General features: G+C 64.3%; 19 protein-coding genes. 6 read left to right on the forward strand and 13 right to left on the reverse strand.

Going from position 1 to position 18,328, the window contains the following annotated elements:
- Positions 1–157: 157 nt before the first annotated feature.
- Positions 158–2,779 carry an ATP-dependent chaperone ClpB gene (gene clpB / locus BMI91_RS17475; protein WP_078606054.1) on the reverse strand — a complete coding sequence of 874 codons (2,622 nt, stop codon included), beginning with the start codon at positions 2,777–2,779 and terminating at the stop codon, positions 158–160.
- A 197-nt stretch (positions 2,780–2,976) separates the two neighbouring features.
- On the opposite strand from clpB, the gene BMI91_RS17480 reads away from it, so the two are divergent.
- On the forward strand, positions 2,977–3,186 hold the full coding sequence (locus tag BMI91_RS17480; protein ID WP_078541724.1) for a hypothetical protein: 210 nt from the start codon (positions 2,977–2,979) through the stop codon (positions 3,184–3,186).
- Between the two features lie 81 nt (positions 3,187–3,267).
- Entirely contained in the window at positions 3,268–3,969 is a 702-nt protein-coding gene (gene pyrF, locus BMI91_RS17485) for an orotidine-5'-phosphate decarboxylase (RefSeq protein ID WP_078522415.1), read from the forward strand.
- A 10-nt stretch (positions 3,970–3,979) separates the two neighbouring features.
- Here the strand turns inward: pyrF and BMI91_RS17490 are convergent, their stop codons facing one another.
- The 8 genes from BMI91_RS17490 to def (BMI91_RS17520) all read right to left on the reverse strand — a co-directional run bounded on the left by BMI91_RS17490 (position 3,980) and on the right by def (BMI91_RS17520) (position 8,174).
- Positions 3,980–4,219 carry a hypothetical protein gene (locus BMI91_RS17490; protein WP_078541725.1) on the reverse strand — a complete coding sequence of 80 codons (240 nt, stop codon included), beginning with the start codon at positions 4,217–4,219 and terminating at the stop codon, positions 3,980–3,982.
- 156 nt (positions 4,220–4,375) lie between these two features.
- On the reverse strand, positions 4,376–4,684 hold the full coding sequence (locus BMI91_RS17495) for a flagellar basal body-associated FliL family protein (RefSeq protein WP_078522375.1): 309 nt from the start codon (positions 4,682–4,684) through the stop codon (positions 4,376–4,378).
- Between the two features lie 112 nt (positions 4,685–4,796).
- Complete coding sequence (locus tag BMI91_RS17500) at positions 4,797–5,072, reverse strand: NfeD family protein (RefSeq protein ID WP_078522376.1); 276 nt, start codon at positions 5,070–5,072, stop codon at positions 4,797–4,799.
- Positions 5,072–5,914 (reverse strand): SPFH domain-containing protein, encoded by an 843-nt coding sequence (locus BMI91_RS17505; RefSeq protein WP_414717993.1) that lies wholly within the window; start codon positions 5,912–5,914, stop codon positions 5,072–5,074. Before BMI91_RS17505 ends, BMI91_RS17500 begins: the two co-directional genes overlap by 1 nt.
- A 60-nt stretch (positions 5,915–5,974) precedes the next feature.
- Complete coding sequence (locus tag BMI91_RS19895; protein WP_146684149.1) at positions 5,975–6,187, reverse strand: hypothetical protein; 213 nt, start codon at positions 6,185–6,187, stop codon at positions 5,975–5,977.
- 41 nt (positions 6,188–6,228) lie between these two features.
- Entirely contained in the window at positions 6,229–7,125 is an 897-nt protein-coding gene (gene fmt / locus BMI91_RS17510; protein ID WP_078606055.1) for a methionyl-tRNA formyltransferase, read from the reverse strand.
- Between the two features lie 3 nt (positions 7,126–7,128).
- On the reverse strand, positions 7,129–7,629 hold the full coding sequence (gene def, locus BMI91_RS17515) for a peptide deformylase (RefSeq protein ID WP_078522379.1): 501 nt from the start codon (positions 7,627–7,629) through the stop codon (positions 7,129–7,131).
- The gene (def, locus tag BMI91_RS17520; RefSeq protein ID WP_075775430.1) at positions 7,629–8,174 is read right to left on the reverse strand and encodes a peptide deformylase; all 546 of its coding nucleotides are present in this window, start codon (positions 8,172–8,174) and stop codon (positions 7,629–7,631) included. Before def (BMI91_RS17520) ends, def (BMI91_RS17515) begins: the two co-directional genes overlap by 1 nt.
- A gap of 129 nt (positions 8,175–8,303) precedes the next feature.
- Between def (BMI91_RS17520) and BMI91_RS17525 the strand changes: the two genes are divergently transcribed.
- Positions 8,304–9,479: a MalY/PatB family protein gene (locus tag BMI91_RS17525; protein ID WP_078606056.1), complete on the forward strand. Its 1,176-nt coding sequence runs from the start codon at positions 8,304–8,306 to the stop codon at positions 9,477–9,479.
- A gap of 46 nt (positions 9,480–9,525) precedes the next feature.
- Here BMI91_RS17525 and BMI91_RS17530 read toward each other — a convergent pair whose 3' ends face one another.
- Complete coding sequence (locus BMI91_RS17530; protein ID WP_078570812.1) at positions 9,526–9,873, reverse strand: hypothetical protein; 348 nt, start codon at positions 9,871–9,873, stop codon at positions 9,526–9,528.
- Positions 9,874–10,068: 195 nt separating this feature from the next.
- On the opposite strand from BMI91_RS17530, the gene BMI91_RS17535 reads away from it, so the two are divergent.
- Complete coding sequence (locus BMI91_RS17535; RefSeq protein WP_078606057.1) at positions 10,069–11,247, forward strand: lytic murein transglycosylase; 1,179 nt, start codon at positions 10,069–10,071, stop codon at positions 11,245–11,247.
- Positions 11,248–11,265: 18 nt separating this feature from the next.
- Here BMI91_RS17535 and BMI91_RS17540 read toward each other — a convergent pair whose 3' ends face one another.
- On the reverse strand, positions 11,266–12,600 hold the full coding sequence (locus BMI91_RS17540) for an HlyD family type I secretion periplasmic adaptor subunit (protein ID WP_078606058.1): 1,335 nt from the start codon (positions 12,598–12,600) through the stop codon (positions 11,266–11,268).
- Positions 12,597–14,360: a type I secretion system permease/ATPase gene (locus BMI91_RS17545; protein WP_078606059.1), complete on the reverse strand. Its 1,764-nt coding sequence runs from the start codon at positions 14,358–14,360 to the stop codon at positions 12,597–12,599. The genes BMI91_RS17540 and BMI91_RS17545 overlap by 4 nt, the downstream gene beginning before the upstream one ends.
- 283 nt (positions 14,361–14,643) lie before the next feature.
- On the opposite strand from BMI91_RS17545, the gene BMI91_RS17550 reads away from it, so the two are divergent.
- Both BMI91_RS17550 and BMI91_RS17555 read left to right on the forward strand, forming a co-directional pair.
- On the forward strand, positions 14,644–15,354 hold the full coding sequence (locus BMI91_RS17550) for an MlaA family lipoprotein (protein ID WP_078551117.1): 711 nt from the start codon (positions 14,644–14,646) through the stop codon (positions 15,352–15,354).
- The gene (locus tag BMI91_RS17555; protein WP_078606060.1) at positions 15,317–15,940 is read left to right on the forward strand and encodes an MlaC/ttg2D family ABC transporter substrate-binding protein; all 624 of its coding nucleotides are present in this window, start codon (positions 15,317–15,319) and stop codon (positions 15,938–15,940) included. Before BMI91_RS17550 ends, BMI91_RS17555 begins: the two co-directional genes overlap by 38 nt.
- Before the next feature lie 91 nt (positions 15,941–16,031).
- Here the strand turns inward: BMI91_RS17555 and BMI91_RS17560 are convergent, their stop codons facing one another.
- Positions 16,032–18,251 carry a transglycosylase domain-containing protein gene (locus tag BMI91_RS17560; protein ID WP_078606061.1) on the reverse strand — a complete coding sequence of 740 codons (2,220 nt, stop codon included), beginning with the start codon at positions 18,249–18,251 and terminating at the stop codon, positions 16,032–16,034.
- Between the last annotated feature and the right edge of the window lie 77 nt (positions 18,252–18,328).

Here is an 18,328-nt window from a genome sequence, read left to right on the forward strand (position 1 = left end):
GGGGACTCGATCCGGGGGTGTGCCCCTTAGATACTCTCTCTTCCTCTTGGCGGAAATATCCCGGGGTGAATTGGCGTAGCCAAGAGGGGCAGCGCCCCCGACGCTGACGAAAAAGGGGCGGATCGCTCCGCCCCTCTCAATCGATTTTCAGGTGGGTTTAGTGAAGGGGCACGCCATCGGCAGGCTTCGTGCCCCCCAGAGGCGCGCTGTGACCGCCGACGATCAGGCCGTTCGGGCCTGCGGTGACTTCGACCGTCGCACCATCCATGATCTCGCCGCCAAGGATCGCCTCGGCCAGCGGGTCCTGCAGCGAACGCTGGATCACCCGCTTCAGCGGACGTGCGCCATAGACCGGGTCGTAGCCTGCATCGGCGAGCCACTTGTGGGCCGACTCGTCCAGCTCCAGCGTGATCTTGCGCTGTGCCAGACGTTTCTCCAGCCGCTTGAGCTGGATCTCCACGATCCCGTCCATGTTCTCGCGGTTCAGGCGATCGAAGATCACCATCTCGTCGAGACGGTTCAGGAATTCGGGGCGGAAATGCGCCCGCACCGCATCCATCACCTGACGCTTGGCCTCACCCGCATCCGTGCCTTCCGGCAGCTGGCTGAGCGCTTGGCTGCCGAGGTTCGAGGTCAGCACGATCAGCGTCTGCTTGAAGTCGACCGTGCGGCCCTGACCATCGGTCAGCACACCATCGTCGAGCACCTGCAGCAGCACGTTGAACACGTCCGGGTGCGCCTTCTCGACCTCGTCAAACAGCACGACCTGATAGGGACGCCGCCGGACCGCTTCGGTCAGAACGCCACCCTCGTCATAGCCGACATAGCCCGGAGGGGCACCGATTAGCCGCGCCACGGAGTGTTTCTCCATGAACTCGGACATGTCGATCCGCACCATCGCCTGATCGTCGTCGAACAGGTAATTCGCGACGGCCTTGGTCAGCTCGGTCTTACCCACACCGGTCGGGCCGAGGAAGAGGAACGAGCCCAGCGGGCGGTTCTCGTCGTTCAGCCCCGCACGCGCCCGGCGCACGGCGTTCGACACGGCGGTGATCGCCGCATCCTGACCGACGACGCGCTTGTGCAGCTCGTCTTCCATCTTCAGCAGCTTCTCGCGCTCGCCCTCGAGCATCTTCGAGGTCGGAATGCCGGTCCAGCGTTCGACCACTTCGGCGATCTGCTCGGGACGCACCGATTCCTCGACCATCAGCTCTTCGCCTTCGGCCTCGTCGGCTGCGGCGAGCTGCTTTTCGAGGCTCGGGATGATGCCGTAGCTCAGCTCACCGGCGCGGGCGAGATTGCCTTCGCGCTTGGCCTGGTCGAGCTCGGCCCGAGCCTTGTCGAGCTGCTCTTTGAGGTTGCGACCCGATTCCAGCTTGTCCCGCTCGGCCTGCCATTTGGCAGTCATTTCCGAAGCGCGATCCTGCAGATCGGCCAGTTCCTTTTCGAGCTTCTCGAGACGGTCTTTCGACGCGGTGTCATCCTCTTTCTTCAGCGCTTCCGCTTCGATCTGCATCTGCAGGATCTGACGGTCGAGCGCATCGAGCTCCTCGGGCTTGCTGTCCACTTCCATGCGCAGACGCGAGGCGGCCTCGTCCACGAGGTCGATCGCCTTGTCGGGCAGGAAGCGGTCGGTGATGTAGCGATGCGAGAGCGTCGCTGCCGAGACCAGCGCCGAGTCGGAGATCTTCACCCCGTGGTGGAGTTCGTATTTCTCCTTGATACCGCGCAGGATCGAGATCGTGTCCTCGACCGTCGGCTCTTCCACCATCACGGGCTGGAAACGCCGGGCCAGAGCCGCGTCCTTCTCGACATACTTGCGATACTCATCGAGCGTCGTGGCGCCCACGCAGTGCAGCTCACCACGGGCCAGCGCCGGCTTGATCAGGTTCGCCGCATCCATCGCGCCATCGGATTTCCCGGCGCCGACAAGCGTGTGCATCTCGTCGATGAACAGGATGATCTCGCCCGCAGCGGCCTCGATTTCCTTGAGGATCGCCTTCAGACGCTCTTCGAATTCACCGCGATATTTCGCACCGGCGATCAGCGCGCCCATGTCGAGCGCGAGCAGCCGCTTGTCGCGCAGCGATTCCGGCACGTCCCCGTCGATGATGCGCAGCGCAAGGCCTTCCGCGATCGCGGTCTTACCCACGCCGGGTTCACCGATCAGAACCGGGTTGTTCTTGGTCCGACGGCTCAGCACCTGCATGGTGCGCCGAATCTCGTCATCACGGCCGATGATCGGGTCGATCTTGCCTTGCTCGGCAGCTTCGGTCAGATCGCGCGCGTATTTCTTGAGCGCCTCATAGCCCTCTTCGGCCGAGGCCGAATCCGCCGTGCGGCCCTTGCGCAGATCGTTGATCGCAGCGTTGAGCTTCTGCGCCGTCACCGCGCCCGCATCGAGCGCATCCTTGGCGCGCGTGTTCACCATGGCCAGAGCCATCAGCACACGCTCCACCGGCACGAAGCTGTCGCCCGCTTTCTTGGCGATCTTCTCGGCCTCGTCGAGCACGCGCACGAGGCTCTGCTCGACATAGACCTGCCCGTCGCCGCCCGACACTTTCGGCAGTTTCGACACCGCCAGATCGACGGCTTCGAGCACGCGGGCAGGCTCGCCGCCGGCGCGCTTGATCAAATTGGCCGACAGCCCCTGATCGTCATCCATCAAAGCCTTCAGAAGATGCTCGGGCACCACACGTTGATGACCCTCGCGCATCGCGATCGTCTGCGCGGCCTGAAGGAAACCGCGAGACCGCTCCGTGAACTTCTCCATGTTCATCGGCATTCTCCTTTTTTAAAGCCCCCGGGATGTGTCTGGCCCTATATTAGGCGCCGTCCTGACCGGGTCTCGATATGAAAAATGGGATGTGGCGCATCCCGCTTCAAGAGCTTTATGGCGACCATTTCGCCGCAGGTGGAAACCAAAACGCAAGGTTTAGCGTTTACGCAGGGACACCCACACAGGAGGCTCCGAGGATGCATCATGCCAGCGCCACGCGCATCGCGCGCCTGATTTACAACGCCGCGCAGCGCCGTTTCGAGGCGGTCGTCGAATTCTTCACCCCCGGGATCGCGCAGCCGCTGCGGGTGCCCGTTCGGGTCGAAGCCAGCCCCAACATTTCGCATCGCCAGCTCGCCCGCGCGCTGACCCGCGAAGCGCAACGTCGTGGCATCGGCGGGCTGTGATCCCGCGAACGGCTTGACGTAGCGGTGATTGATCCGCATCAGGGGGCGATCTTGAAAAGGAGCGCCCCAGCGATGACCGACATGACCCTGCCCGCCGACGACCGTCTCATCGTCGCCCTCGACGTGCCGAGCGCCTATGAAGGCCTCGTGCTGGCGAACCAGCTGGGCGACTCGGTGTCCTTCTACAAAATCGGTCTTGGAATGCTCACGGGCGGCGGCCTCGCGCTGGCCAGCGAGCTGAAGCAGGATCAGGGCAAGCGCATCTTCCTCGACATGAAGCTGTTCGATATCGGCGCGACGGTCGAGAACGCCGTACGCGGGTTGGCGCAGTTCGACCTCGATTTCCTGACCGTGCATGGCGACCCCTATGTGGTGAAGGCCGCCAAGGAAGGCGCGGCGGGTACCGATCTGAAAATCCTCGCCGTGACGATCCTGACCTCGCTCGACCGCGAGGACCTGAACGGGGCGCTGATCAAGGACGGCGCGATCAGCGACCTGGTGGCGGAGCGTGCAGGGCGAGCCTTCGAGGCCGGTGCGGATGGCGTGATCGCCTCGCCGCAGGAGGCCGCGATGATCCGCGCGCTGCCCGAGGCGGAGGGCCGTCTGATCGTGACGCCGGGCGTGCGTCCCACCGGGGCCGATCTCGGCGATCAGAAGCGGATTGCGACCCCGGCAGCGGCCGTGGGTGCAGGGGCCGACCATATCGTCGTCGGTCGCCCGATCCACCGCGCGCCCGATCCGCGCGCTGCGGCGGAAGCGATCCTCAAAGAATTGCAGGGCTGATTAGCATTTCTTACTGACCGTCGCCGCCTGTCGCCGGGCCGCTCGTCTTCGATTCGGGCGCCACGTCGACCTTCGCGGCATTCGGGTCGGACATCTGCTGCTCGCTCGGCGGATCGGTGGCGGCGTCGTCACCCCCGTCGATTGGCGTATCGGCAACGAGCCAGACCACGACACCCAGTGCCGCGACCAGCGCAACCAGGGTGAGTATCAGGCCGCCGATACTGCTCTGTCGGTTCGAATCCTTGGCCATTCTTGCTCGCCTCTTCGCTTTGATCCCTCGGTAAAGGAAACGCGAGGCTCTGACCTGCGTTCCTCCTCCCGTCATCAGATAGGCGGAGCATGGCGCAAAATGAAACGGCGCCCCGCAGGACGCCGCTTCACTTGCACGTGATCTGCAAACGCGGGATCAGTTCGAGCCGCCGCTTTGCGTGGTGGCCTCAGCCGACGCGCCGCTCGTGTCGGTGCTGCCGCTGTCGCTGGCCGCCGCATCGCCCGAGGCGTCGGCGCTGGACGAATCCGCCGGGGCTGCGTTGTCGTTGTTCTCGATCGTGACCGAGGTGGCGCTCGCGTCGCTTTCGGTGGGCGCAGTGCTGGCGCTCTCGTCCCCGGGCGACATCATGAGCCAAAGGACGATGCCTAGGGCGACGACGACCGCGCCCAGAACGAAGTAGATGCCGCCCAGACCCGAGCGTTCGTGATTATGCGTGTCAGACATGATGATCTCCTGTCGATTTTCATCTCTCTGTATTGGCGAGAGAACATCGATAGGCCGCTTCCAGTTCCCGCGATGCGCGGGAAGTCGCCGGCAGCGGTTTCGTCACAGGTCCTCAGTTCTCGTTGATATCGTCATGCCATTGCTTCACCTGACCGCGCCGCACGCCCATCAGTTTGCGCAGCGCGAGCCATGCGATGATCGACAGAACCGCGAAGGTGATCAGCGTGATCGGCACCGACTTTCCGACGATGCCGATCCAGATCAGCCCGCCGGTGATCACCGCCCCGATCGAGAAGCCGAGGAAGATGAAGCCGGGGATGATCATCTCGGCCCCGCCCAGCACCAGACCGGCCAGAACCCAGACCCACGGAAGTTGCCAGAGGTCCATCACGCTTTCCTCAGAAGCTGGAAGGCGTCGGTGAAGGCCTCGAGGGCTGCTGCAGGTAGGATCACGGTCTGCTTGCCTTCGCCCTTGGCCACCTGAGCCAGCGCATCGACCTGTTTCAGCGCGACCTGATATTGCGCGGCTTCCAAGCCGTTCTTCGCAATCGCCAGCGCGACGACTTCCGTAGCATAGGCTTCGGCATCGGCCGAGATGCGGCGCGCCTCGGCCTCTTTCTGCGCCTGGAACAGCTGGGCTTCGGCGGCGAGTTCGACCGCGCGCTTCTTGCCTTCGGCCTCGGTCACCTGCGCCCGGCGCGCGCGCTCGGCGTTGAGCTGTTGCAGCATCGCGGCGCGGGTCGCCTCGTCGAGATTGACGTCGAGAATCTCAGCGCGCGTTACCTCGATCCCCCAATCATCGACCATCACGGCGACCTGTTCGCGGACCTTCTCGATCAGGCGGGCACGGTTCGATTGCACCTCGTCGAGTTCGATCACCCCGATCTCGGAGCGCACGATCCCCGCCACCGTCGTCGCGATCGCGGCGTCGACATCGCGGATACGGTAGACGGTCTTTTCCGGCTCGGTGATCCGGTAGAAGACCGAGGTTTCGACCTTCACCAGCACGTTGTCGGCGGTGATCGCGTCCTGCATCGCGTTGGGCAACTGACGCTCGAGGATCGAGATCTTGTGCGGCACTCGGTCGAGGAACGGCACGATGAAGTTGATGCCGGGGCCGAGCACCGCGCGCAGCCGCCCGAAGCGCTCAACGACGTGCTTCTCGGATTGCGGCACGATACGCACGCCGAGGAAGACCGACAGGATCAACAGAACCGCGACGGCGATCATCACGATATCGCTGCCGGTTAGGGAATTAAGGAAATACATCTGGGCCTCGACCTTCTGAACTCACACTTGATTACCGGGAAAGACGCGCAAGGCGAGCAGCGTCAGCACCACGAGCACGGCCCAGCCCCCGGGCCGTGAGATGAGCCAGACCGCGAGCGCGAAGCCTATCCCGACGATACGACTGCTCGCCGTCGCGAGAAAGCCGAACAGCACGCCCATCAGGCGAATTCCATCAAATTGGGGGTCATCGACTGCTCCTTGTGGTTTTTCCACAAGTTTGCCGCAACTTCCGCGATTTGGGAAGGCTGTTGCGCTCAGCCTAGGCGTGCAGGCAGGCGCAGGCCGCGCAATACGTCGGCGCCGGACATCGGACGCTTGCCCGGGCGTTGGGCTTCGAGGATTTCCAGCGCGCCCGTGCCGCAGGCGATGGTAAACCCGTCGAGGATCTCGCCCGGTGCGCCGCTTCCCTCTGCCGGGGCGGCGCGCAGCAGCTTGATCCGTTCACCCGCGATTTCGGTCCAGGCACCCGGGAAGGGCGAGAGCCCGTTGATATGCCGGATCACCTCATCCGCCGGGCGCGTCCAATCGACCTGCGCCTCCGCCTTGTCGATCTTCGCGGCATAGGTCACGCCATCCTCGGGCTGCGGTTGCAGGATCAGCGAGTCGATCTCGGACAGCGCGTCGAGGATCAGCCGCGCGCCCATCGCGCTCAGCCGATCATGCAGCTCGCCGGTGGTCTCGGTCGCGCCGATCTCGGTCGCCTCACGCAGCAGAACCGGCCCGGTATCGAGCCCGGCCTCCATCTGCATGATGCAGATGCCAGTCTGGCTGTCGCCCGCCATGATCGCCCGGTGGATCGGGGCCGCCCCGCGCCAGCGCGGCAAAAGCGAGGCGTGGATATTCAGGCAGCCCTTCGCGGGCGCGTCCAGAATGGCCTGCGGCAGGATCAGCCCGTAGGCCACCACGACCGCAATATCGGCATTCAGCGCGGCGAAGGCCTCGCGATCCTCGGGGGCTTTGAAATTCCGCGGGGTGCGCACCTCGATCCCCAGTTCCTCAGCCTTGGCATGAACCGGAGAGGGGCGCTCTTTCTTGCCGCGACCGGCGGGGCGGGGCGGCTGGCTATAGACGGCGACTACCTCATGCGCGTCGGCCAGCGCCTCCAGAACGGGGACGGAGAACTCCGGCGTTCCCATGAAGATGACGCGCATCGCTTAGCCTTTCGCGAGTTTCTTCGACTTCTGCACCAGCATCTTGCGGCGCAAGGGCGAGAGATGATCGACATACATCTTGCCGTTGAGGTGGTCGATCTGGTGCTGCACGCTCGTCGCCCAGAGGCCCACGAAATCGCGGTCCTCCATCTCGCCGTCCTCGTTGAGGAAGCGCACCGTCACCGCGCGAGGCCGCTCGATCGGGGCGGAGATGCCCGGCAGGTTCGGCGAGGCCTCTTCATGCTTGCGCATCTGCACCGACGCATGAAGCACTTCCGGATTCGCCATCCGCACGGCCTGACCGCGCTTGTCGGATGCATCGACCACCGCGAGCCGCATCATGATGCCAATCTGGGGGGCGGCAAGCCCGACGCCCGGCATCGCATCCATCGTCTCGACCATGTCGTCCCAGATCATCCGAACGGTCTCGGTGATCGTCTCGACCGGCTCGGCGGGGCGATGCAGGCGGCGGTCATCATAGGGGATGAAAGCGCGCGAAGCCATCAGAGGATTGGATCCTTGGCGGCGCCCGCACGGGCGCGCTCGCGCTTGAGCTTCTCCATCTTGCGGGTGATCATCTTGCGCTTCATCGGACCGAGATAGTCGATGAACAGCTTGCCGTTGAGGTGGTCGAACTCGTGCTGCGCGCAGGTCGCCCAGAGCGCGTCGAACTGCTCCTCATGGCTTTGCCCGTCGAGGCCGAGCCACTTCATCCGCACCTCGGAGGGGCGCGTCACCTCGGCATATTGATCCGGGATCGACAGGCAGCCTTCCTCGTAGACATTGGTCTCTTCCGAGGTCCAGCTGATCTCGGGATTGATCAGGACCATCGGCTCGGGGGCCGCTTCCTTGTCCTTCACGCAATCCATCACGAAGATCCGCTTCATCACGCCGACCTGAGGCCCGGCCAAGCCGATGCCGGGCGCGTCATACATGGTCGCGAGCATGTCATCGGCGAGCTTGCGGATCTCGTCGTTAACTTCGGGCACCGGCTCGCAGACCTTTTTCAGGCGCGGATCGGGATGGATCAGGATCGGTCGTAGCGTCATGGGCAGGGATTTAGGCGAAGCAATGCGTCTGTGCAATGGCAGCGGTGATTGTGCCAGTGACAAAACGCCGTTTGTAACCCGGCTTTGCTTTTGCTCAGATGCGCCCAATCCGACCAGAGAGAGGCCCAGATGAGCAAACCCGACTTCGACGAAATCATCGACCGCGTAGGCACCCATTCGCAGAAATGGGACGGGATGGAAAAGTATTACGGGGTTTCGCCGGAAGACGGGATCGCGATGTGGGTCGCGGACATGGATTTCCGCCCGCCCACCTGCGTGCAGCGCGCGCTCGAGGACATGGTCGCGCAGGGTATCTACGGTTACTGGGGCGGGGATGACGAGTATCGCGCCGCGATCCAGTGGTGGATGCGCGAGCGCCACGGTTGGGAGATCGAGCCGGACTGGATCTTCACGACTCACGGTCTGGTCAACGGCACGGCGCTCTGCGTCGATGCCTATACCGACCCGGGTGATGCGGTCGTTCTGATGACGCCGGTCTACCATGCCTTCGCGCGGGTCATCCGTGCGGCCGGGCGCGAGGTGCGCGAATGCCCGCTGAAACTGGTCGATGGCCGCTACGAGATGGATTTAGACGCCTGGGACGGGCTGATGACGGGGGCGGAGAAAATGCTCGTCCTCTGCTCGCCGCATAATCCCGGCGGGCGCGTCTGGACCCGCGCGGAGCTGGAAGCCACGGCGGCGTTCGCGAAGCGCCACGGGCTGGTGTTGGTCTCGGACGAGATTCACCATGACATCGTGATGCCGGGCGAAACCCATATCCCGATGGCGAATGCCGCGCCCGATCTGCCGCTGGTGATGATGACGGCCACCACGAAGACCTTCAACATCGCGGGCACGCATACGGGCAACGTCATCATCTCGGACCCGGATCTGCGCGCCCGATTCGCGACGCGGATGGCAGCATTGGGGATCTCGCCCAACAGTTTCGGCATCGCGATGGCGACGGCGGCCTACAGCCCCGAGGGGGCGGCGTGGGTCGATGAGTTGAACGCCTATCTCGATGAGAACCGCCGGATTTTCGATCAGGGGATCGCCGAGATCCCGGGGCTGCATTCGATGCCGCTCGAAGCGACCTATCTCGCTTGGGTCGATTTCTCCGGCACCGGAATGGAGCCCGAGGAATACAAGTCGCGTGTTCTGAAGGACGCGAAGATCGCGGTGAATTTCGGGGCGACTTTCGGTGCGGGGGGAGAGAAATTTCTGCGCTTCAACCTCGCCACGCCGCGGGCGCGGGTGCGCGAAGCGGTCGATCGACTGCAAGCCGCCTTCTCTGATCTGCAATGAAAAAGGGCCGGTTTTCCGGCCCTTTCCTTTGAAATCTCGGTCTCGCTCAGATCTTCGTCAGGTAGCCCGATAGCGTCGGCCCTTCCTGCGCAAAATCGAGCGCCGCGCGATCGCTGACGGGCGTTTCGCGCTTCACCGTGCAGATCAGTTCGTTCCCCTGAATTTCCGAGGCCACGATCAGGCAGGTCGCGACGTGCTTGGGTCCGTCATAGAGATCGACATGGCCGCGCAGATGCGAGACCTCGTCGGCATCCAACGCGAAGCCACCCGGCACCCGGCGCAGCACCGGCCAAATCTGACCGCCTGCGAGAACACGCAGGCGTGCCTTTTTCGCCGCATCGCGTTTCTGCGCGGCGCGCAGTCCTTCAAGGACCTCCTTAGGCAGGAATTCCATGACATCCTCCAACAGCTTCCCCGTGATCCATGCTGATCACCTCAATGTAAAAAGCAAGTTAACCATTCAGACGATCCGATTCTGCGGCTGCAAAGAGTGCTGAAATTGCAACGGCTTGCAGGGCCGCCGCATCGGGTTGTCGCCTTGGGCCGCGCAAGATAGCGTCGAGGAAGATCGCGCAACCCGGAGGCTCTCATGCGTAAAGCTCTGCTCACCCTGACCCTCGTTCTCTCGCCCATGTTCAACGTCGGTATTGCCCATGCCGAGTGCGGCGGTAGCTGGTCCGGTTTCGTGTCCGGGATTCGCAGCGATCTGCAGGCGGCTGGATTGAACGCGCAGCAGGCCAATGCGTTCCTCGCCGGTGCGCGGCAGAATCAGGCCGTGTTGCGGGCGGACCGGGCGCAGGGGGTATTTCGCAAAACCTTTCTCGAATTCGCGAGCGCGGTGATCAGCAAGAACCGGATGGTCAACGGGGCGAAAAACGCCAAGCGCTATGCGAAAACCTTCGACCGGATGGAGCAGACCTATGGCGTCTCGCGCGGGGTTCTGCTCGCCTTCTGGGCGCTCGAGACCGATTACGGCGCGGTGCAGGGCGATTTCAACACGCGCGACGCGCTGCTGACGCTGGCCCATGATTGCCGCCGGCCCGAGCTGTTCCGTCCGCAGGTGATTGCCGCGGGCGAGCTGTTCCGGCGCGGCGATTTCGATCCCAAGCGAACCACCGGTGCCTGGGCGGGAGAGATCGGGCAGGTGCAGATGCTGCCCGAGGACATCCTGCACAACGGGGTCGATGGCGATGGCGACGGCCATGTGCGCCTGAAGACCTCGGCGCCCGATGCGCTGATGTCGGGGGCGAACATGCTGCGCGATATGGGGTGGCGCCCGAACGAGCCGTGGATGCAGGAAGTGACTGTGCCCAACGATCTCGATTGGTCCCAGACCGGGCTCACCACCGAATTGCCGGTTTCCGAATGGGCGGCGCGCGGCGTGCGTGCGCGACAGGGGCAGCTTGCGCGCAACCTGCGCGGGTCGATCCTTTTGCCGATGGGGCGCAAGGGGCCCGCCTTTATCGTCTATCCGAATTTCCGCGTGCTGTTCGAATGGAACAAGAGCTTCGTCTACGTCACCAGCGCCGCCTATTTCGCGACGCGCCTCGAAAGGGCGCCGCGCCTCGATCCCGGCGCGCCCGAACCGGGACTGAGCGTGTCGCAGATGAAGCGGTTGCAGGAGAAGCTGGTCGCGAAGGGCTACGACGTGGGCGCGGTCGACGGCATCCTCGGCGCCAACACCCGCAACGCGGTTCAGATGGCGCAAGAGCGGTTCGGACTGCCCGCGGATGGATGGCCGACACGCGCCTTGCTCGATCGGTTGTGACCACGTCGGGGCGGGCGGTCACCCCGCTGCGCCGCCAAGTGCGAAGAAATCGAGGAACGGGCTGAGCAGGTAGCGGATCGGAGAGACCGGTGCGGTCTGCAGGAAAACCTCGGCGGGCATACCGGGCACGAGCAGCCTGCGTTCTTCCGCGTCGAGCTCGTCCATATCGAAGGTGATCCGCGCTTCGTAATAGCTTACCCCGGTCGCGGGATCGGTCAGCGTGTCCGGGGAGATGCGCGTGATTGTGCCTGTCACGTCGCTCGAGATTCGCCGCGACAGCCCCGGAAAGCGGAGGATCGCAGTCTGACCTGCTGCCAGGCCGTCGATATTGGTCGGATCGACTTGCGCATTGACGATGAGAGGCCGCCCGGTCTCTACGATTGCCATCGCCATCTCCGCCGGGCGCAGCACCGCATGCGCGCCGCGCAGGCGCACATCGTGCACCGTGCCGCTGACTGGCGCGCGTAGGGTGCGCCGCGCCAATTCGCGGCGCAGATGGGTGGTGCGCGCCGAGAGTTCGATGGCGCGCGCATTGCTGGATTCGAGTTGCGACTCGATTTCCTCCCGGCGTTGCCATTGCAGCCGCGACGCGGTGAGCACCACGCCGCCGCTTTGCACCGTGAGCTGCGTTTTTTGGGCGCTTAACGCGCCGAGTTGTCGCTCCAGCGAGACCTGTTCGCGGGTGAGGGCGAGGATTTGCGCCGATGTGGCGAGGCCGCGATCCTTCAGCCGTTCGCGGAGCGCGAGTTCCTTTTCGATCAACCGCTCTTCGCGTTCCAGCGCCGTGACCTGCGCATCGAGCCCGTCGCGCTGCGCGCGGATTTGCTGCAGCTGCCGCGCCATTTCGGCGCGTTGCTGAGCGAAGGACTGTTTGCGGGCTTCGAACAGGGAATTCTGCCCCTCGACCAGATCGGTGACATCCGCGCGGAGCTTGGCCGCCTCCAAAAGCTGCCTCGGATAAGGGACCGTGTTCGCGCCGTCCCGTTCGGCTTGCAGCCGCGCGCGCTGCGCCTGCAGGGTGAAATCCGAGGCTTCGACGATGGCCAGCTCGGTCCGGATGTCGTCCGAGGCAAGGCGCATCAGCACTTGGCCGCGGGTGACGTGATCGCCGCTTTTGACATAGATTTGTTCGATGGTCCCGCCGGTCGGATGCTCGACCACATGGCGGGAGCTGTCGACTTCGATCCGTCCTGAGGCCTGGATCGATCCGGCGAGCCGCGTGACGGTGAGCCAAAGGGCGGATCCGATGAAGAGGGCGACGATCGCCGCGAGGCCGAAGCTGATCGGGACGCCATGTTGCGAAGGGGTGCAGCAGGTGCCCCCTTGCCCGGAATGGATGCAGGCGTCGCTCACGCGGCGCTGTCCGCGCGTGGAACGACGCGGGCCTTCGTGGCCGAGGCGATCATGCGCTTGAGGACGTCGTCACGCGCGCCGAGGGCGCGCTGCGCGCCGTGATCGAGTACGAGGATGCGTTCGCATTCGGCGAGCGCGCCGGGACTGTTGGTCATCACGATTGCCGCGCCGCCGCGCGCCTTCAGATCGCTCAGCATCGTGTGCAGACAGGCCCCGGCATCTCCACCGAGCAAAAGGTTTGGCTCATCGAGAATGAGAAGGATAGGGTCGTGGTAGAGCGCCCGCGAGAGCGCGACGAGCTGACGCTGGCGATCGGAGAGCGAAGCCCCCTCGAACTCGATCGGCGTGTCATAGCCCGCGGGCATTTTGAGAATCATCTGGTGCGCGCCAGCGCGTTTGGCAGCGGCGATGACCCGGTCCATGTCGGGCGCGAGGTCGAGCCGGGCGATATTCTCGGCCACGGTGCCGGGGAAAAAGGTGACCGATTGCGGCAGGTAGCCGATCAGCCGTCCCAGATTGTCGCGGTCGTATTGATCCAACGGCACCTCGTCGAGGCGGATCGTGCCCGAGCTTGGATGGGCGAAGTTGCACAAGCTGCGCGCGAGAACGGATTTGCCTGCGCCGAGCGGGCCGATCACCCCGAGCGCCTCCCCGGGTTCGAGCGAGAAGCTGATCATCTCGATCGCCGCTCGGTCGGAATTGGCGGGCCGGACGGTGATGTCTTCGACGGCGAGGCGCGCCTTCGGGCTCACCCATTCGGTGCCCTTTTGCTCGGGCGGGTGAGCACCGAGCAGGGCCGCCAGCCGGTCGCGGGCGACGGTGGCGCGCTGCCATTGAGTCCACCCACCCACGGCAAGCTCGACGGGCGCGAGCGATCGACCCATCAGGATCGAGGCGGCGATCATCGCCCCTGCGCTCAACTCGCCTTGCAGTACGAGATAGGCGCCAAGCGCCAGCATCGAGGTTTGCAGCAGCATCCGCAGCGCGCGCATCGAGGCATGGAAGCTGCCGCTGAGATCGGTGGCCCGAATCGCGTTGTCCATCGATTCATGCCGCGCCGCCTGCCAGCGTTTGAAGCCGCTTTCGCGCATCCCAAGCGAAACGACCGTTTCGATCTGGCGGAGAAAATCGTTTCCGAGATACCGCGCTTTGTTCTCAAGCTGCGTCGTCTCTTCCATCCGCCCGCGCGTGATGAATTGCGTGGCGAGAGACAGCAGGATCAACGTGGCCCCTCCGGCGAAGGCCAGAGCGCCGAGCCACGGGTGGAACACGAACAGCACTCCGAGATAGAGCGGCGTCCAGGGCAGATCGAACACCGCCGCCGCGACCGGGGAGGCATAATAGCGCTGGACGATTTCCAGATCGCGCAGGGCGTTGTTGGAGGACCGCTCCTGCGTGTTGATGGTGGCGTCGATGATGGCGGCGTCGAACACGCGCCGCTCGAGGCCGCGCTGATGATCCGCCCCGATTCGGGCGAGCAGGCGACCTCGAGCCCAATCGATGACGCCCATCATCGTGAAGAGAAAGGCCACCAGCAGGAACAGGTTGATCAGCGTCGGCAAGGACCGCGCGGGCAGCACGCGGTCGTAGACCTGCAGCATGAACAGCGGCCCTGCGAGAACGAGCAGATTAATGAAGGCCGCGAATATAGCGACCAGCACGAATTGCCTTCGTACCCGGCCCAGCAGCCGGGCCATCTCCCCTCGTCCTTTGACGATGTTGCGTTTGATGATGGCTTGATCGGTGTTGGAATATGGCATCGTGCTCTCCCCGCGATGACGGGCACTGATCGGAGCGCCGCGCTTGGCAAGGGTGATGCGAAGGCGCTGAACGGGGCGTTAATTTCGCCGCGCCTTTTCGCGTCAATTCGATCCATTTCTTCCGGAACTCCGGAGTTCTGAGCGACTCGCGTTGCGGCAAGACCGGATGCGCCCTATCTATTTCAGGACCTAAGCCGCAACGCAGGGGGGAGCGACTTTGGCGCAGGAATTAGAAAAGAGGGCCTCGGCGCGCATCGGCATGCGGTGGTCGGCGGTGGCTACGATGACGGCGCTTGCGCTGGGGTTGGCCGCCTGCGCACCTGCGCCGCCCGCGACCGGCATTCAGGATCCTTACGAGGCGGCAAATCGCAAGACGCATGAGTTCAACAAGAAGCTCGACTCGGCCTTCTTCCGCTCCGATTCGACCGATGGCAGTGGCCCCGGGCCGGTGACGAAAACGCTCTATAATGTCGGCAGCAATCTCAGCCTGCCGGGCAAAGTGCTCAACTCTCTGCTGCAAGGACGGCCCGAACCGGCGGTGAAGAACACTTTCCGATTCTTCATCAACTCGACGATCGGGCTGGGGGGTATCTTCGATCCGGCGGGGACGGATTTCTCGTTGCCCGAGACGGATACCGATTTCGGTGAGACGCTACATGTCTGGGGCGTGGGCGAAGGTAATTATCAGGAATTGCCGGTCTTCGGGCCGTCCACGACGCGTGATACAGTCGGGATGGTCGTCGATTTTGTGATCGACCCGCTGGGCGCGCTGCCCGACAAGGAGCGCATCGCCGCAGGGGCGCTACGCTTCGGCGGCAATGTCGCGAAGCGCAACATGTATGGCACCACTGTCGATTCGATCCTGTACGACAGTGCCGACAGCTATGCTCAAAGCCGGCTTCTGTATCTGCAGAACCGACGCTACGAACTCAACGGCGAGGAGGCCACCGATGCGAATGCCTACGATCCCTACGAAGACCTTCTGCCGCAATAGGCGGCAGGTTCTGGGCCTCGGCGCGGCGGGTCTGGCGGCGGCGATGGTGCCGAGTTCGGCATATGCGCTGACCGATGCGCAGGCGCGCGCGCTGATCCAGAAAGCGGTGAACGAGGTCAACGCGGCCATCGCCTCGGGGCGCACCGGGCCCGCGCTCTATGCGATGTTTGAACGGATTTTCGCGCGATATGCGGATGTGAACGTCATCGCGCGTTCGGCGCTGGGCGTGGCGGCGCGGCAAGCGAGCCCGGCGCAGCTCGCGGCCTTCACCAAGGCGTTCCAGGGCTACCTCTCGCGCAAATACGGCAAGCGGTTCCGTGAGTTCCAGGGCGCGAAGTTCCAGATTCAGGGCGCCCGCCCGATCAAAACCTTCTACGAGGTGAAGACGCTCGCGACCCTGCCGGGGCAGGCGCCGTTCGAGGTGCTGTGGCAGGTCTCGGATCGCTCTGGCAGCGACAAGTTCTTCAACCTGATCGTCGAGGGCGTGAACATGCTCGCCTCCGAACGGGCCGAGATCGGCGCGATGCTCGACCGGCGTCGCGGCAATATCAACGCGATGATCGAGGATCTGAAACGGGCGGGGTAAGCGGCGCGGGCTACGGCCCGGCAAGACACCGCACCAAATGAAAACGCCCGGGCCAGTGGTCCGGGCGTTTCTTTCGTTTCGGCTCGGTCGCTCAGTTGCTGCCGAAGATGTTGAGCAACTCGTTGAGGATCGACTGCGACGGATCGCGCCGCTGCCGCTGGGGCTGGGCGGGGGCTTGACCCGCGCTCTGGCTTTGCCCCTGAGATTGCTGAGCCGGCACCTGCCAGTCGCCCGGATGAGCCATGGGCAGCGGCTTGGGATCTTCGCCGTTGAGGACACGCTTCATCGTCTCGTGGAAGATCTCGGCGGGCAGGCCGCCCCCGGTCGTCCCTTTCAGCGGCGTGTTGTCGTCATTGCCCATCCAGACGCCGACAACGTAATCCGAGGTGAAGCCGACGAACCAGGCATCGCGCGCGCTCTGCGTGGTGCCGGTCTTGCCCGCGATCTCGTAGCCGTCGATGTTGGCGCGGCGGCCGGTCCCGTGCAGCACGACCTGACGCATCATGTAGGTCAGCTCCTGCGCCGCTTTCTTCGAGATCACGCGCTCGCCGATCCCGCCGGGCTTACCGAAGAGCGGCTGGTCGTCGCCTTTCAGCGTCAGCGAGGTCAGGCCATAGGGCTGCACCGAAGAGCCGCCATTGAGGATACCCGCATAGGCCCCCGTCATGTCGAGCAGGTCCGATTCCCCCACGCCAAGCGCCACCGAAGGCAGGTTCGGCAGGTCCTGCGCAAAGCCGAAGCCTTCCGCGACCTTGATGACATTCTCGCGTCCCACCGCTTCGGAGACGCGCACGGTGGCGACGTTCACCGAATGCTCCAGCGCCGTGGTCAGTGTGATCGGCCCCATGTAGCTGCGCTCGTAGTTGCGCGGGCTCCAATCGGGTGAGCCGGGCATCTTCACCGTGACCGGCGCGTCATCCACCATCGAATCCGGGGTGTAGCCCAGATCGAGCGCAGTCGCGTAGACGAAGGGCTTGAAGGTCGAGCCGGTCTGCCGCTGCGCCATGGTGGCGTGGTTGAACGCACCCGAGACCTTCGTGGCCCGACCGCCAACCATGCCGCGCACGGCGCCATCTGCGCTCATCACGACGATTGCGGATTCGGCCTTCGAGCCTTTGGAGACCTTGTTGTCGTAGACCGACTTCATCGCGTCTTCGGCCGCCGACTGGATGCGCTGATCGAGCGTGGTGTTGATGACGACATCCTCGGTCGTGTCGCGCGACAGGAAGTCCGGGATCGTATCCATCACCCAATCCGCGAAATAGCCGCCCGCGCGTTTCTGCGCTGCCTGGCTCAGAGTGGCGGGGTTGTTCTTCGCGTCGAGATATTGCCGATCCGTCAAGTAGCCCTGCCCATGCATGAGGTTGAGCACGGTCGCTGCCCGCTCCTGCGAGCGTTCGAGGCTGGAGGTCGGGGCGTAGTAGCTCGGGGCTTTCAGAAGGCCCGCCAGCATCGCCGCCTGCTGCGGATCTACATTGGCCGCCGAGATACCGAAATAGCGCTCCGACGCGGCCTCGAAGCCGCGTGCACCCGCACCGAGATAGGCGCGGTTGAGGTAGATCGAAAGGATTTCATCTTTCGAGTATTTCAGTTCCAGCGCGAAGGCGTAGGGCACTTCCTTGATCTTGCGGCGCAGACCGCCCGAACGGCAGTCATTCTCATAGGCGGCTTCGTTCTTCCATTTCTTCGGGTCGAACTTCACGCCGAGGCACAAGAGCTTCGCGGTCTGCTGCGTGATGGTCGAGCCGCCGTTGCCGTCGAACGGCCCGCGCCCTTCGCGCATGTTGATCGCCATCGCCGAGGCGATGCCGCGCGGCGAGATGCCGAAGTGATGGTAGAAGCGGCGGTCTTCGGTCGCGACCACGGCGTCGCGCAGATAGGGCGAGACGTTCTTCGCGTCGATCTGGCCGCCGAAGGTCTCGCCGCGCCAGGCGAAGACCTTGCCCTGATCGTCGAGCATCGTGACCGAGCCGCGGGTGCGGCCGTCGAGCAGCTTCGTGTAGTCAGGCAGGGTCGAGTAGAAATACAGCGTCGCTGCGCCCACCACGAGGGCGACGATCATCGCGAGCCGCCAGCCGACGCCCCAGATGACCCGCCAGATCAACCGAGCGAGGCCGATGATCAGACCGGTGATCGGCCCGTTGCGCCGCGGCGGCTTGCCTCGGCCGCCGCCGCCACCTCCGCCGTTACCTCCACCCCGGCGCGCATTCTTGCGCGGCTTGGTGGGTTTCGATGCCTTGGGAGGCTGCTTCGACGAGGAATAGCGCTTGTCGGCCACGAGGCGCCCGCGCCCTCCGCCTTTCTGAGTCATCTGCCTGTTCCGCTGCCTGCGTTTTAATTGCGCGCAATCTACACGGGCCGACCCGAGATGTGCACCCGCGAAAAATC

It is taken from the genome of Thioclava sediminum, assembly GCF_002020355.1.
Lineage (GTDB): Bacteria > Pseudomonadota > Alphaproteobacteria > Rhodobacterales > Rhodobacteraceae > Thioclava > Thioclava sediminum.

Coding starts and splice junctions, on each gene's coding strand:
- BMI91_RS17550 (WP_078551117.1), top strand. CDS start 14,644: ATGACGGCGCTTGCGCTGGGGTTGGCCGCCTGCGCACCTGCGCCGCCC.
- BMI91_RS17500 (WP_078522376.1), bottom strand. CDS start 5,072: ATGGACCTCTGGCAACTTCCGTGGGTCTGGGTTCTGGCCGGTCTGGTG.
- BMI91_RS17545 (WP_078606059.1), bottom strand. CDS start 14,360: ATGCCATATTCCAACACCGATCAAGCCATCATCAAACGCAACATCGTC.
- clpB (WP_078606054.1), bottom strand. CDS start 2,779: ATGAACATGGAGAAGTTCACGGAGCGGTCTCGCGGTTTCCTTCAGGCC.
- BMI91_RS17560 (WP_078606061.1), bottom strand. CDS start 18,251: ATGACTCAGAAAGGCGGAGGGCGCGGGCGCCTCGTGGCCGACAAGCGC.
- BMI91_RS17480 (WP_078541724.1), top strand. CDS start 2,977: ATGCATCATGCCAGCGCCACGCGCATCGCGCGCCTGATTTACAACGCC.
- def (WP_075775430.1), bottom strand. CDS start 8,174: ATGACGCTACGACCGATCCTGATCCATCCCGATCCGCGCCTGAAAAAG.
- BMI91_RS17490 (WP_078541725.1), bottom strand. CDS start 4,219: ATGGCCAAGGATTCGAACCGACAGAGCAGTATCGGCGGCCTGATACTC.
- pyrF (WP_078522415.1), top strand. CDS start 3,268: ATGACCCTGCCCGCCGACGACCGTCTCATCGTCGCCCTCGACGTGCCG.
- def (WP_078522379.1), bottom strand. CDS start 7,629: ATGGCTTCGCGCGCTTTCATCCCCTATGATGACCGCCGCCTGCATCGC.
- fmt (WP_078606055.1), bottom strand. CDS start 7,125: ATGCGCGTCATCTTCATGGGAACGCCGGAGTTCTCCGTCCCCGTTCTG.
- BMI91_RS17505 (WP_414717993.1), bottom strand. CDS start 5,914: ATGATCGCCGTCGCGGTTCTGTTGATCCTGTCGGTCTTCCTCGGCGTG.
- BMI91_RS17525 (WP_078606056.1), top strand. CDS start 8,304: ATGAGCAAACCCGACTTCGACGAAATCATCGACCGCGTAGGCACCCAT.
- BMI91_RS17530 (WP_078570812.1), bottom strand. CDS start 9,873: ATGGAATTCCTGCCTAAGGAGGTCCTTGAAGGACTGCGCGCCGCGCAG.
- BMI91_RS17555 (WP_078606060.1), top strand. CDS start 15,317: ATGCCTACGATCCCTACGAAGACCTTCTGCCGCAATAGGCGGCAGGTT.
- BMI91_RS17535 (WP_078606057.1), top strand. CDS start 10,069: ATGCGTAAAGCTCTGCTCACCCTGACCCTCGTTCTCTCGCCCATGTTC.
- BMI91_RS17495 (WP_078522375.1), bottom strand. CDS start 4,684: ATGTCTGACACGCATAATCACGAACGCTCGGGTCTGGGCGGCATCTAC.